The sequence below is a fragment of the Neobacillus niacini genome, assembly GCF_023715415.1.
Lineage (GTDB): Bacteria > Bacillota > Bacilli > Bacillales > Cytobacillaceae > Neobacillus > Neobacillus niacini_C.
In genome coordinates, this window is record NZ_JAMBOB010000004.1 from 348,685 (window position 1) to 362,820 (window position 14,136).

Sequence of the window (14,136 nt, forward strand, 5' to 3'; positions counted from 1 at the left end):
CTTTCCCCTATTCTATGAAAGAAAAGATGAGAGACTTATGAATAATGAAAAACAACGTTCCATTCCTTTTCTATATAAACTGATCATCGGAATTTTTGTATTTGTCGCTATGTTTGTCTTTTCCATGATGGTGGGAGCAGCAGATATTAGCCTTAAAGATGTTTCACAGGCCCTTTTTTCAGATGCAAAAGGTGAAAAGATTTCTATCATCCGTGAAATACGCCTACCGCGTGAGGTTGCGGCCATTGTAGTCGGAGCCGCTCTTTCGGTTTCAGGGGCGATTATGCAGGGTATTACCAGAAATCCTCTTGCAGATCCAGGTTTGCTAGGGTTAACGGCAGGAGCAAATGCCGCACTAGCCCTCGTCATCGCATTCGTCCCTTCCGCCAACTATTTCGGTATTACCATTGCCTGTTTTATTGGAGCGGCTGTCGGAACCTTGATGGTATTCGGGATTGGTGCGATGAAGAAAGGCGGATTTTCACCGCTGCGGATTGTATTAGCGGGAGCGGCTATTTCGGCTTTCCTTTATGCGATTGCAGAAGGAATTGGAATTACCTTTAAAATTTCAAAAAATGTCTCAATGTGGACGGCAGGAGGAATGGTTGGAACCAGCTGGGGCCAGCTAAAAATCATTATTCCCTTCATCCTAGTTGGATTATTAGTTTCTCTTTTTCTTTCAAGGCAGCTTACGATTCTTAGCTTAAATGAAGAAGTCGCTGTTGGGTTGGGGCAAAAAACGACTCAAATAAAGACCATCCTTTTTATTGCGATTATTTTATTAGCGGGAGCTTCTGTTGCGCTAATCGGAAATATGGCTTTTATCGGACTAATGGTCCCCCATGTCGTACGAGCAATCGTGGGGACGGATTACCGTTATATTATTCCTATGTCTGCCATTTCGGGGGCAACATTTATGCTTTTTGCCGATACACTAGGACGGACAATAAATGCACCATTTGAAACCCCAGTTGCGGCAATTGTGGCAACACTTGGGTTACCCTTCTTCCTTGTGATTGTTCGTAGAGGAGGGAAAGCATTCTCATGATCCAGCCCTCTTTACTTAGAAAGCAACGTGTTATTTTATTTATATTATTCGCCTTAATCCTGGGTACAATTGTGGTTGGCTTAGGGTTGGGTTTCTCCTCTCTATCGTATGATAGGCTGATTCCAACCCTTTTTGGACAAGGGACGTTCAAAGAGGAATTCGTGTTATTTTCCATTCGAATGCCGCGAATTATCATTACTTTATTAGCTGGAATGGCCTTAGCATTATCAGGTTCTATTTTGCAAGGGATTACCCGTAATGATTTAGCTGACCCTGGGATCATCGGAATTAATTCCGGTGCAGGTGTTGCTGTTACCGTATTCTTTTTATTTTTTCCGATTGATTCAGGGGCGTTTACTTACATGATTCCCGTTGTAGCATTTATCGGCGCCATGCTGACGGCTTTCCTTCTCTATCTATTTGCGTATAGCAAAACTGAGGGTCTGCAGCCGGTACGATTAGTGTTAATTGGGGTCGGTTTTTCAATGGCACTCTCAGGTGCGATGATTGTCCTCATCTCATCTGCCGAGCGGGCAAAAGTCGATTTTATTGCAAAATGGATTGCGGGGAATATATGGGGGACGGATTGGCCGTTTATCTGGGCTCTCCTCCCCTGGCTGGTTGTTCTGCTTCCTTTTACCTTATACAAAGCCAATCGGTTAAACCTGCTTGGGTTAAGTGAACCCGTAGCAATCGGAGTTGGAGTATCGATTGAAAAAGAACGAATCGTATTACTGATTACGGCTGTTGCCCTTGCCGCTTCTGCGGTTTCGGTTACGGGCGGCATTTCCTTTATCGGATTAATGGCTCCACACATGGCAAAGGCGCTCGTTGGACCAAGAAATCAATTATTTATCCCTGTTGCCATTTTAATTGGCGGGTGGCTGTTAATGTTTGCTGACACACTCGGACGGAATATCATGGACTCCGCTGGAATCCCAGCAGGAATTATGGTCGCACTCATTGGTGCACCGTATTTTATGTACCTCTTATTGAAAAAATAGCTCCTGAAAAGTAGTAAAACGCTCAGATTTCTGAGCGTTTTTTTTTGCAATTACTTAGTTTTTCTAAGGTTCTTGCCATAAAAAGTTATCATCCTCTATAAACACTATCACAGGTTCCAGGTTTTGGTTCATAGAAACAATGTTCTTTAAATTGACCCGTAAAAGGTTGGTCGTACCAGGTTGGAGGACATGGACCAGTTGGATTAAAATACCAAAGAGAGTATTTCGCTGGGTGTTCTCTCCAATTTTGCACATTCTGTCTTGCTAATCTTCTTTCAGATTCTCTTGCTCTTTGATAAAATACATTGCCTTTTTGAACAGCTTCAAAGGAAAAATTTCCTCCTTGTACTTGAAAAATGACTTGTTCAATATTTGTCAATGTCCTAAAGTCTGGACAATCTGCGACTACACGGTTAACAATAACGTTTCCAACATATAGCATTCCTTGCTTCCCTTCGCCTTCAGCTTCTGCTCTCATCATTCTTGCCATCAAGTCAATGTCTGAACTCCGGTAAGATACTCTTGCCATTTTTCCACCTCCAAAAATATAGTATGAAAAAAAGCCTGAATTGATGTTCTGTTTATTAATAATGTATGCTCAGTTTTAATAAGAACGCCTAATTTTTATTTCAGATGTTCATTAAGTACGTTCTTTTCTAAGATATCCAAACTGCCATACACTTTGGAGATATGTTTTTCTCCCCATGCGCATAGGGAATCTAAGATTCCCTTTAAACTCCAGCCATACTCACTTAACTCATATTCTACTTTAGGCGGAACTTGATTATAAACGTTTCGGTTAATGACTCCGTCTTCCTCTAATTCCCGCAATTGCTGCGTTAACATCTTTTGCGTTATATCCGGCATCAAGCGTTTCAATTCACTTGTTCGCTTCTTGCCATAAGTTAAATGGCAGAGGATTACACACTTCCACTTTCCTCCGATCACTTCCAGTGTCGCTTCAACAGATATATTGTATTTCTTTGCTTTCATCCGTTCATTTCCTCCTCAAAGATAGGCACTAAAAAGTACCTATATTACTCAAAAGTATCTATATCACTTTAAAGTGCGTACTTCACTAATGTTCCACCATATCTCATAATAGCATTTATCGATTGGGCTGCAACCAGCAAATCGAAATCAAATACTTATTCATTCTAAGGAGGAGACAATATGTCTTTGAATCATAAACAAAGTATGCTTGCACTGTTGGCATTAGCTATTAGTGCCTTTGCAATTGGCACCACTGAATTTATCAGTGTCGGTCTTTTACCGTTAATTGCAAATGATTTAGAAATTCCTGTTACAACTGCCGGATTAACGGTTTCTTTATATGCTTTAGGAATAACCTTAGGAGCCCCGATTTTGACATCTCTTACTTCTAGTATGTCACGTAAATCTTTATTACTTTGGATTATGGTTATTTTTATCATCGGAAATGGGCTGGCGGCAAGTGCATCGAGCATTGGGATACTCCTCGCTGCCCGCATAATATCTGCCCTTTCACATGGTATTTTTATGTCAATCGGCTCCACCATTGCGGCTGATTTAGTACCAGAAAATAAGAGAGCAAGCGCCATATCGATTATGTTTACCGGACTAACCGTAGCCACGGTAACCGGTGTTCCGTTTGGTACCTTTATTGGCCAGCAATTTGGCTGGCGGATGGCATTTATCCTTATTATTGTTGTCGGATTAATCGCATTCATTGCGAACAGTATCCTGATTCCATCTACTTTACGAAAAGGTACAGTTTCTACTTTCCGTGATCAAATCAAATTAGTAACAAATGGCCGCTTATTACTCGTTTTTATCATCACTGCCTTAGGCTATGGGGGAACGTTTGTCGTCTTTACTTATCTATCTCCCATCCTTCAAGAAATCACAGGCTTTAAAGACGAAAGTGTCGCTGTCATTCTTCTTGGATACGGAATAGCGATCGCAATCGGGAATATGGTTGGTGGCAAGGCAGCGAATAAAAATCCGATTAAGGCCCTATTTTATATGTTTATCGCTCAAGCATTGGTTCTATTTATCTTACTGTTTACAGCACCAATTAAAATAGCTGGATTAATCACGATTTTCCTAATGGGGCTATTTTCCTTTATGAATGTTCCAGGGTTACAAGTGTATGTAGTCATGCTGGCAGAGCGGTATGTACCAACAGCCGTAGACGTTGCTTCTGCCCTTAATATCGCTGCCTTTAATGCAGGAATCGCAATTGGCGCATTTTTAGGAGGCTTCATCACGGATTCAATTGGACTGATTCATACCACTTGGATAGGTGCTTTAATGGTTCTTGGGGCTGTCTTCCTAACTGGCTGGAGTCGGAAGCTTGAGCAAAAAGTCGATACCGTTACCGATAACATATGTTCATTTTCAAATCAAAAATGGGAGGTTCAATAAAAATGGCAAACAACTTACAAGCAACAACTACTTTATCTAATGGTGTAAAAATGCCTTGGTTTGGTCTGGGGGTATTTAAGGTCGAAGAAGGTCCAGAATTAGTGAATGCTGTAAAATTTGCGATTAAGCATGGTTATCGCAGTATCGATACAGCCGCTATTTATGAGAATGAAGAAGGCGTTGGACAAGCCATTCGTGAAGCAATGACAGAATACGGAATTAAAAGAGAAGAATTATTTATTACATCAAAGGTTTGGAATGCTGATTTAGGTTATGAATCAACGATTGAAGCATACGAAACTAGCGTAAGAAAGCTGGGTCTTGATTATCTTGATTTGTACCTTATTCATTGGCCAGTAGAGGGTAAATATAAGGAGGCTTGGCGGGCATTAGAGACTCTTTATAAGGATGAAAAAGTAAAAGCAATTGGAGTAAGTAACTTCCAAGTCCATCATCTACAAGACTTGATGAAGGATGCTGAAATAAATCCAATGGTTAACCAAGTTGAATATCATCCAAGGTTAACACAGCAAGAAGTCAAAACTTTTTGTAATACCAATGGCATTCAATTTGAAGCTTGGTCCCCGTTAATGCAGGGGCAATTATTTGATACCCCTTTATTAAAGGAAATTGCCAATAAATATGACAAAACCGTCTCTCAAGTAATTTTACGCTGGGATCTACAAAACGGCGTTGTAACGATTCCAAAATCAACGAAAGATCACAGAATAGTGGAGAACGCAGCTATATTCGATTTTGAACTTTCAAATGAAGATATGGACAGGATTAGTGGTCTGAATGAAAATCATCGAGTTGGTCCAGATCCTGACAACATTGATTTCTAGGAAAAAGCATAAGGCGCCCCTTACAAAAGGAGCGCCAACTTTTTATATTTTTTTTACATACTCAGACTTTAAGCTCATGGCACCAAAACCGTCGATTTTGCAATCGATATTATGATCGCCACCCACCAAACGAATGTTTTTTACTTTTGTTCCCTGCTTTAGCGTGGAGGAACTTCCTTTTACTTTAAGGTCTTTAATAACGGTTACCGAATCACCGTCGCTTAAAACATTTCCATTTGCATCTTTAATCACGCTTTCTTCTTCCACTGAAGCAGTTTCTAAACTCCACTCATGACCACACTCTGGACAAATTAATAGACTTCCATCTTCATATGTATATTCAGAATTGCATTTTGGGCAGTTTGGCAAAGCTGACATCCTTCATTTCCTCCATTCGTTCTTGTTCTTTGTTTATTGTGGCATAGTCCTTTCAAACAGACAAGCCTTGCGCAAACCTCAATAATGATTTTCATATTTTTTCCTATATAAAACCATAATAAGTGAAAAGCAAAGTGAATAGGCAAGGAGCAGCTCAGATGATTTTATTCTTTTACTTTATAGTAAACTTATTGGCTATATTCCTTTTTATAAAAATGAGGAAACGGCTGCATATCCTTGAGATTATTGTATATTGGCTGTTTTCTTCTTATCTTTTTCAAAACTATTCTGCCCTGTGCTTTATGAATTTCAAAACCCTTTTGATTCCCGAAAAGCTAACTTTTGAATTAGCCCATTTTATAAACAGAATCGTTCTTTACCCAGTACTAATGGTTACTTTCCTTCACTTTTTTAAAGACAAACACTGTAAAAAGCTTCCTTTACTACTAGGCTTTATCTTGCTGTTATCTGGATTGGAATGGTTAGACGACTTATTAGGTGTGATGAATCATGCCCACTGGGAGATATGGTGGACCTTTGCCTTTTGGTTACTGGCTTTGGTGATTTTAATCGTGCTAATGAAGATATTTCAAAACATCCTCTATAAAGGAGTATGGAAGAAATGAATGTTACTTTTGATTGGAATGAATGGTTTTTTATTATAGCTGTATTAATTGCACTCTTGCTATTTTTACTGATTCGAGATTACTTTCCACCTGTTATCGTTTTTATTATTTTCATTTTTAATTTCTGGTACGTTTCCACCATTGACTATTTTTTAATTGCAACTCCCTTTAAACTTTACTTTTTCGGCGATAACCCCACATATGAGCTTTCTGGTGGCCTGTTTCACTTTTTTATGTATCCATGTGCATCCATACTATTTTTATATGTCTATGATAAATGGGAGCTCTATGGCAGGAAAACGATTTGGTATATTCTGTTTTGGACTGGATTTTCTTTATTTTTCGAATGGATCACTGTACAAAATCGGGCATTAACCTATACTGGCTGGAAGCTATATTATTCTATTCCAACCTATCCACTTACCGCGGTATTTTTAATTGTACTTTTTCGATTTATGAAAAAAAAACTTCATGATGGATCTCTACAAGAATTTCAGTAAACACACCCTTTATAAAAATGAGTGAATTAGACTAGCTTTCAACAATCTATAAATAATCTAGACATAAGCAGGTACTAGAAATGATCAATCAAAACCAACCCTCTCTTTATAAAATTAGTATATTTGGGATAACCCATCTGCAACAGCATAATCCAATTATGGTGGCATGGTGGTCCGCAGTATTCCCAGGTTTCGGACACTATTTACTAAATCAATATTTAAGAGCAACTTTATTAACGCTTTCTGAGGTTACTATCAATACGCTGGCACATATCAATGAAGCAATGATTTATTCATTTTGCGGCAAATTTGAAATGGCTACATCCGTGATTGAACCACGATGGGCATTCGGATACCTCGTTATTTATATGATTTCAATATGGGATAGCTATCGATCAGCTGTGTATCAAAAAAAACTATATCATTTAACCAAGTTGCAAAATATTACACCACCACGAATCGGAATTTTCTCTTCTGAAATTCAATATCTTGAGAGGAAAAAACCAATCGTTGGTGTTCTTTATTCCTTTTTCTTTCCTGGATTAGGTCAAATATACATCCACCGCTTTGGATTAGCTTTTTACGCTATTTTCTGGTGGTGGGTGTATCTCACTCTATCAGGGCTGCATGAATCTCTATTATCCCTTGTTTTAGGCGACCTTCATAAATCAACTACTATCCTAAATCCGCACTGGTTATTATTTATGCCATCCGTTATGGGGGGCTCTATCTATCATGCCTATATTACAGCGGTTGAGCACAATAAACTTTACAGACTTTCCCAACGTAACGAGCTCACGAAACGATATGGCAGTAACAAGCTCCGAATACTACCTTAAGCAGGTGTTTTTGTAAAATGAACCTTTTCGCAACCTTTGAACAATCCATTGATATAGAGCAAGCATTAGCAGAGATCGAAAGCAGTTTGATCTCAAGAGATCAAATACTCGTAGTCTATATGGACAACGAGCCTTCACCCGAAAAACTAACTGGACGGACACGAGAAATTCATTCGAATGCCTTTGAGGTAGGAATGGCATGTGCCACTGGGAGTGCTGTTATTGGGGCGTGTATCGGGTTTGTTTTAGTGTGGGGACCGATTATTTGGGGACTAATTTGTGTATTAATTGGCTTTACAATCGGCTATAGCGTATATTACTTTCTTAAAAAAGATAGTGTTCATACCCGTCGGCTAAAGAAGGAACCGGAAGTTTTGGTCATTATTCAATGTACGGAAATCCATGTGCACCCAATTAGAGAGATCCTATGGAAATACCGGGCTCTTACCGTTGGACAAACGGAAGACCCCTCCTCATAGACTTCATCTGGACTTCATGAAACTTTCATGAGGTCCATTTTCTCTTTCTATTTTTAACAAAACGTAAATTCAATCTCTTGACATCGAGATATATCTGTTGTATATTTATCTCGAATTAAAAATATTTAATTTAAGTATACTTTAATTCAAAACAAGAGAAACCGAAAAACCTAAATAGATAAAAATCACAGCAAGGGGTGGACAGTATGAGTTTTTTCAGTAAATTATTCGGTACAACAACGAAGGAGGAAGAAACAATGACAAATTCAAAATTAAAAATAGGTATTATTTTAGGAAGCACACGTCAAGGACGTGTTAGCCCGCAGGTAGGAGAATGGGTAAAAGGAATCGCTGACCAACGTGGAGATGCAGACTATGAAATCGTAGATATTTCAGAATACAACCTGCCATTCTTAGGAACTACTGATGGAACAGAACCAGGAATTGCGGCTTGGAATCAAAAACTTGCGAGTTTAGATGGATTTGTATTCGTTGTTCAAGAATACAACCACAGCATTACCGGCGCATTAAAAAATGCAATTGATTTCGCACGTGAAGCTTGGTACAACAAAGCTGCTGGTATCGTAAGCTACGGTTCAACAGGCGGAGCACGTGCAGCTGAACACTTACGTGGAATTCTTGGCGAAGTAAAAGTGGCTGACGTTCGTACACATCCAACATTGTCTTTATTCACAGACTTTGAAAACGGCTCTGTATTCAAACCCCAAGATCTACACCAAACAAACATGACTGCAATGCTTGACGAAGTAATCGCTTGGAGCGGCGCTTTAAAGACATTAAGATAAAAACGAAAAGCGGAAGCGCCTTCGGAACAAGCACAGCTTGTTCCTGCGAGGATTAATCTAAGGAGCTTTCCTTAGTGCACAGGCGCTGAAGCTAGACAAATCTCATTTCTAATAAATTATGCGTCACAGTCTTTAATGACTGTGGCGCATTTTGTGTTTTTTCCGATTTGTCCAAGCCTCCTTTTTAAGGATGCATACCTTAATTTTAAAGGATTAAGTTTTAATACATTCTTGAAAGGAGATCAATCAATTGCCAAAAGTTATGCATTTAAACCTTAGAGTTGACCCGACCCAATACATTCCTCAAATTCGCAATATTCCTGGTTATGATTATATTCATTTGGTGCGGCAGCCCAAGTATATGATCAATCTTCCTCTTCTCAATGAGCAGGTACACTACCTAAGTGAAATATTCTCGCCAAAGGAATATGTCAAAAAGAATAAGATCGACCTCTTACATGCCCATCATGGCCAATTAGGGCAATTACTTCTTCCATTTAAAGAAGAAACCTCTCTTCCTCTTGTAACTAGTATTCGTGGCAGAGATGCAACTCTTGCCAATCAGCCAGTTGGCTATTTGGATGGAATGAAATTGCTTTTTGACCAAGGAGAGAGATTTTTCCCTGTATGTCAGTATTTAGCGGAGCAAATTAATATGTGGGGATGTCCCTCTGAGAAAATCCGAATATTGTATGGCGGGGTTGACCTCGATTTATTTCCATACAGAGCGCCTAATCAAAATGGCACTCAAAACATCATTTCCATTGGAAGGTTAGTCGAAAAGAAAGGTCACCATATCTTAATGCAGGCATTTAAAAAAATTCAATCGAAATTCCCACACGCTACACTTACGATTATTGGCGGGGGTGAATTGGAAGGATATCTTAAATCTCTAGCCGCCCAGCTAAATTTAGGTACTTCCTTTCGTCTATTAAATCGTGTTCCGAAAGCTATGATTCCAGAACTAATGGGACAAGCAGATTTATTTTGCGCACCGAGCTTAACAGCTTCAAATGGCGATGTGGAAGGAATTCCAAATACAATAAAAGAGGCAATGGCCACTGGGATTCCAGTCCTCGCAACCAACCATGCTGGAATTCCAGAGATCATCACCCATAACCAAGAAGGAATATTGGTTCGGGAGAACGATGTTAACCATCTCGCACAAGCATTGGAATACATGCTAATGGACAGAGGCTCTTGGCAAAAGTTCTCACTAGCTGCACGTCAAAAAGTAGAGCAAAACTTTGACCAGAATAAACAGCTTCTCTTGCAGGCCAACTATTATAATGAATTGTTAGGGGGATTCTGATGGAAGATTTCAGATTAATACAAGTAACCAAAGGTCCAAAAACTCTGCTAATCGACAACCCCACTAGCTATCCACTAATTGGCATGGGTGCACAAGGAGCCGTCTTTAAGCTATCGGAAGAGCGCTGTGTGAAAATTTACAGCAACACCCTTCAAGCCCAAATGGAATTAGAAGCATTAAAAACTGGCCAGCACTTATCCTTTTTCCCGCGTTTATATGGCTATGGGGATAACTATATTGTCATGGAATACTTCAATGCGCCTACATTAAAGGAATATCTCCGGAATTGCACCTACGTCCCAGAAAGATTTACCAGAAAACTTCTTTCGATTTTAAATGAAATGAGACAGGCACAATTCACGATGGTCGATGCCCCGCTTCGACATATTTTTGTCCTTGAAAATGAAGAATTAAAAGTAATTGACCACGTAAATGCCTTCAAACGCATTCATCCTGTACCACTAAAATTATTGAGGGATTTAAACATGATGCTGCTTAAAGAATCCTTTCTTTCTCAAGTTAGAAAGATGGAACCAAAAACATTTGAATTATGGCAGCAATATTTTAACGAGAACAAACTCGATTATCGGAACATCCCCGTATATTCGGGTGGAGACGGCGAAGGAGTAAAAGTCGACAGCGCCATTTCGCAAACATTAATTGGTGCCGGTCACCAAGGTGCGGTCTATCGCATAGCCGAGAATCGATGCGTGAAAATCTATGGAAAGCCAGAGCATTGTAATATGGAAAAGACCATTCTCCTGGCGAATCAAGATCTTTCCTTTATTCCAAAAGTATATGAAACAGGCGATAATTACGTTGTCATGGAATATTTAGTGGGGCCAGACTTAAACACCTTTCTAAAAAAACAAACTACCCTTCCATTAGTCGTAACGAAACTTTTATTAGAGATTGTAACCTCCCAAAAACAGGCAGGATTCAAACAAATTGACGCTCCATTACGGCATGTTTTTGTCACGAACAAAGGCTTTAAAATGGTCGACCATGTGTATTCGTTCTCTCGTCTTCAAGAAAGACCCCTTGAACTTTTCCAAAACCTCCATGAGCGAGGTTTCCTGACTGCTTTTCTTGAGCAGGTTCAGATTCTTGACCCTGTCACACATGCAGAATGGACGAAAACACCAATCCCTCTCACCGAAGAGGAAGTCCAAATGGAAATTAAAGATATTCCTACAGTACTCCCAGCAATAAAATCCCGCGGTGGTAAAAAGGAAAAAGGGCACAATAAAGGGCATGACGGTAAAAAGGGCAAAGACCGTGACCATAAAAAAGGAAATGATCGGAATAATGACCACGATAAGAAAAGAGCGCATGGCGGCAAAAGAGATAACAAGGATAATAAGAAAGGAAATGATCGTAAAAAGGGATCGGGTAAAAAATGAAAATATTAGTGACAGGTGCAGCAGGCTTTATTGGATTCCATCTCTCTAAACGTTTGTTAGCTGAAAATTATTATGTTATCGGTGTGGACAACCTTAATGATTATTACGATATTTGTTTAAAAAAAGAGCGGCTAAGACAATTAGAGAATAACGATAAGTTTACATTTTATAAAGTAGATTTAGCAGACCAGCCTTCACTAAATCAAATATTCGAGAATCATTCCATCCCCATTGTCATTAATTTAGCTGCTCAGGCCGGAGTCCGTTATAGTATCTCCCATCCACATTCCTATGTTCATTCCAATTTAGTGGGGTTTGTGAATATTTTAGAGGCTTGCAGGCATTATCAAGTGGAGCACTTACTTTATGCTTCATCTAGTTCTGTTTACGGAGCCAATACTAAAACCCCCTTCTCTACCCAAGACTCTGTTGATCACCCGGTAAGTATCTATGCAGCAACGAAAAAAGCAAATGAATTAATGGCTCACACCTACAGTCACTTATTTACTATCCCGACTACTGGTCTTCGTTTTTTCACCGTGTATGGACCTTGGGGTAGACCTGATATGGCCTATTACTCTTTTACGAAGGATATTATCGAAGGAAATACCATTCAGGTATTTAATAATGGTGACATGCTAAGAGACTTCACGTATATCGATGATATTGTTGAAGGAATTGTCAAATTATTTGATCATCCGCCGATACCCGATTCAAACAGAAACCTCGATCCAAGCACTAGTCATGCTCCCTACAAAATCTATAATATTGGCAACAATCGTCCTGTCAGATTAATGGATTTCATTCACACCTTAGAGAAGTTAATTGACAAAAAAGCCAACATCGAATTTCTTCCGATGCAGCCTGGAGACGTGAAAGAAACCTATGCAGATATTACAGATTTACAGGAGGCAGCCGGATTCTCCCCTGCTACTCCATTAGAAATAGGCTTAGGTCATTTCGTAGATTGGTATAAAAAATATCATTCATAACCAGCCCCATCCCCTCTACTTGATTGAGGGGATTGTTTTTTAATAAAAAATCATACTATTTGACTAGTAAAACCACAAGAACTGCTGAAAGTCATCCAGTATACTATCAATAGGAATACATTCATTTTTACGAGAGAGCAGGTTGGTTGTATGTCAATTGGAAAAGTGATTTATTACCATCGAAGGAAGCAAAATAAGACGCAAGAGCAGCTTTGCCAAGGCATTTGCTCGGTCACCCACTTAAGTAAAATTGAAAACAATGTAAAAGAAGCGAATCTCAAAACACTCCAAATGCTATGTGATAGATTGGATATTTCCATCGAGGAAGAAAACAAAAAGAGCGAGTTGGTTAGGCAGAAGCTGGATATCTTTTACGGGACAATGGAGCGGCTGCACCAAGAAAAAGCCTCGGTAATATATAAAGAATTACAGGATTGCAAGGAATATGTGCATTGCACAGACATGATTTATCAGTATGAGTTATATATGCTCCGCTATCACTTGCTTATGGATGATTTTTCAGCCTTTGAAAAATCATCTCGAGGTATTCATAACTATCTCTCAAAATTTTCTCCATTTGAGTCATATGTGTGGGATTTGCTTCAAGCGATCTATTATGGAAAAAAGGAACAATTCTCCCAAGCTCTCCTATTCCTGACGAAGAATGAAGAACTGGCAGAGCAATATCAGACAAGGATATCAGAGTATTATTTTTTTCGGTCAGCTTTGCACGGGCACTTATGCCACTATTCTTTATCGATTCATTATGCGTATAAAGCATTGCATGTGCTTCAGCAGACAAACAATCTATTAAGAATGGTTCATCTCAAAATGATACTAGCTGTTAATTTCATTTATATTGGGGAATTTGATAAAGGAAAAGAGATGTTAGGTCAAACATTAAATGATGCAGAGATGCTTCAAGATACAGATACAAAGGCACTTTCTTTACATAATCTCGGATTCTTATATTACAGACAAGGGAAAATAGAAGAATCGCTAGATTATTATTCACAGGCTCTTCAACACAAAGAAAAGAATTCGGCTTCCTATTATATAACGATTTCCTACCTGGCCGAGGCACTTCTATCTTTTTCGCAAAATAAAAAGGTTGCTCACCTGTTATCTGAGGTGTTAGACACCTTTCACGATCAAAAATCGCCGCGCTATATTGAATTGAAAATCCTTTATCTAGAAGCAGCTGGTTCTAAGAAAATGCTGATTCACTATATCATTAAATATGGACTGCCTATTATCGAACATCATATGAATATCGATAGAGGAATGAAATATCTTCAGATGGTTGCTGCCTATTATGAAGAAAAACAGGACTTCCTTTCTGCAAACCACTATCTTCATATATCCAATCAACACCTGAAAAACCTGCTTACCAACATCGGGACACCCGTTGACTTACGAAAAGCCGCTATACGAGAAAAATGATCACGAGTACACTAGATTTACGGGACAATTGCGTAGAGCGATTGTCCTTTTTTGT

16 protein-coding genes are annotated in these 14,136 nt (G+C 39.1%); 13 read left to right on the forward strand and 3 right to left on the reverse strand.

Annotation, left to right across the window (positions count from 1 at the left end; translation table 11 throughout):
• Positions 1-37 precede the first annotated feature (37 nt).
• Both M3189_RS10985 and M3189_RS10990 read left to right on the forward strand, forming a co-directional pair.
• Positions 38-1,048: a FecCD family ABC transporter permease gene (locus M3189_RS10985; RefSeq protein ID WP_251634104.1), complete on the forward strand. Its 1,011-nt coding sequence runs from the start codon at positions 38-40 to the stop codon at positions 1,046-1,048.
• Positions 1,045-2,052: a FecCD family ABC transporter permease gene (locus tag M3189_RS10990; RefSeq protein ID WP_251634107.1), complete on the forward strand. Its 1,008-nt coding sequence runs from the start codon at positions 1,045-1,047 to the stop codon at positions 2,050-2,052. Before M3189_RS10985 ends, M3189_RS10990 begins: the two co-directional genes overlap by 4 nt.
• Positions 2,053-2,140: 88 nt before the next feature.
• Here M3189_RS10990 and M3189_RS10995 read toward each other — a convergent pair whose 3' ends face one another.
• Both M3189_RS10995 and M3189_RS11000 read right to left on the reverse strand, forming a co-directional pair.
• The gene (locus M3189_RS10995) at positions 2,141-2,581 is read right to left on the reverse strand and encodes a cell wall hydrolase (RefSeq protein WP_251634108.1); all 441 of its coding nucleotides are present in this window, start codon (positions 2,579-2,581) and stop codon (positions 2,141-2,143) included.
• Between the two features lie 95 nt (positions 2,582-2,676).
• Positions 2,677-3,045 carry a winged helix-turn-helix transcriptional regulator gene (locus tag M3189_RS11000; RefSeq protein ID WP_251634109.1) on the reverse strand — a complete coding sequence of 123 codons (369 nt, stop codon included), beginning with the start codon at positions 3,043-3,045 and terminating at the stop codon, positions 2,677-2,679.
• 180 nt (positions 3,046-3,225) lie between these two features.
• On the opposite strand from M3189_RS11000, the gene M3189_RS11005 reads away from it, so the two are divergent.
• Both M3189_RS11005 and M3189_RS11010 read left to right on the forward strand, forming a co-directional pair.
• Entirely contained in the window at positions 3,226-4,458 is a 1,233-nt protein-coding gene (locus tag M3189_RS11005; protein ID WP_251634110.1) for an MFS transporter, read from the forward strand.
• Positions 4,459-4,460: 2 nt separating this feature from the next.
• Positions 4,461-5,303, forward strand: a complete 843-nt coding sequence (locus M3189_RS11010; protein WP_251634111.1) for an aldo/keto reductase — start codon at positions 4,461-4,463, stop codon at positions 5,301-5,303.
• 42 nt (positions 5,304-5,345) lie between these two features.
• On the opposite strand, the gene M3189_RS11015 is transcribed toward M3189_RS11010, so the two are convergent.
• Positions 5,346-5,681 (reverse strand): zinc ribbon domain-containing protein YjdM, encoded by a 336-nt coding sequence (locus M3189_RS11015; protein ID WP_251634112.1) that lies wholly within the window; start codon positions 5,679-5,681, stop codon positions 5,346-5,348.
• Positions 5,682-5,839: 158 nt separating this feature from the next.
• Here M3189_RS11015 and M3189_RS11020 point away from each other — a divergent pair, with 158 nt between their 5' ends.
• The 9 genes from M3189_RS11020 (at position 5,840) to M3189_RS11060 (ending at position 14,081) form a co-directional block, all read left to right on the forward strand.
• Positions 5,840-6,307, forward strand: coding sequence for a hypothetical protein (locus tag M3189_RS11020; RefSeq protein WP_251634113.1), 468 nt, complete (start codon positions 5,840-5,842; stop codon positions 6,305-6,307).
• Positions 6,304-6,807 carry a hypothetical protein gene (locus M3189_RS11025; RefSeq protein ID WP_251634114.1) on the forward strand — a complete coding sequence of 168 codons (504 nt, stop codon included), beginning with the start codon at positions 6,304-6,306 and terminating at the stop codon, positions 6,805-6,807. The genes M3189_RS11020 and M3189_RS11025 overlap by 4 nt, the downstream gene beginning before the upstream one ends.
• 80 nt (positions 6,808-6,887) lie before the next feature.
• On the forward strand, positions 6,888-7,646 hold the full coding sequence (locus tag M3189_RS11030) for a hypothetical protein (RefSeq protein WP_251634115.1): 759 nt from the start codon (positions 6,888-6,890) through the stop codon (positions 7,644-7,646).
• Between the two features lie 17 nt (positions 7,647-7,663).
• Positions 7,664-8,125, forward strand: coding sequence for an inorganic phosphate transporter (locus M3189_RS11035; protein ID WP_251634116.1), 462 nt, complete (start codon positions 7,664-7,666; stop codon positions 8,123-8,125).
• 206 nt (positions 8,126-8,331) lie between these two features.
• A complete protein-coding gene (locus M3189_RS11040; protein WP_251634117.1) occupies positions 8,332-8,931 on the forward strand; it encodes an NADPH-dependent FMN reductase in 600 nt (199 codons plus the stop codon).
• A gap of 250 nt (positions 8,932-9,181) precedes the next feature.
• The gene (locus M3189_RS11045; protein WP_251634118.1) at positions 9,182-10,243 is read left to right on the forward strand and encodes a glycosyltransferase; all 1,062 of its coding nucleotides are present in this window, start codon (positions 9,182-9,184) and stop codon (positions 10,241-10,243) included.
• Entirely contained in the window at positions 10,243-11,646 is a 1,404-nt protein-coding gene (locus tag M3189_RS11050; RefSeq protein WP_251634119.1) for a hypothetical protein, read from the forward strand. Before M3189_RS11045 ends, M3189_RS11050 begins: the two co-directional genes overlap by 1 nt.
• Positions 11,643-12,638, forward strand: a complete 996-nt coding sequence (locus tag M3189_RS11055) for an NAD-dependent epimerase (protein WP_251634120.1) — start codon at positions 11,643-11,645, stop codon at positions 12,636-12,638. Before M3189_RS11050 ends, M3189_RS11055 begins: the two co-directional genes overlap by 4 nt.
• Positions 12,639-12,788: 150 nt before the next feature.
• A complete protein-coding gene (locus tag M3189_RS11060) occupies positions 12,789-14,081 on the forward strand; it encodes a helix-turn-helix domain-containing protein (protein ID WP_251634121.1) in 1,293 nt (430 codons plus the stop codon).
• Positions 14,082-14,136: the final 55 nt, after the last annotated feature.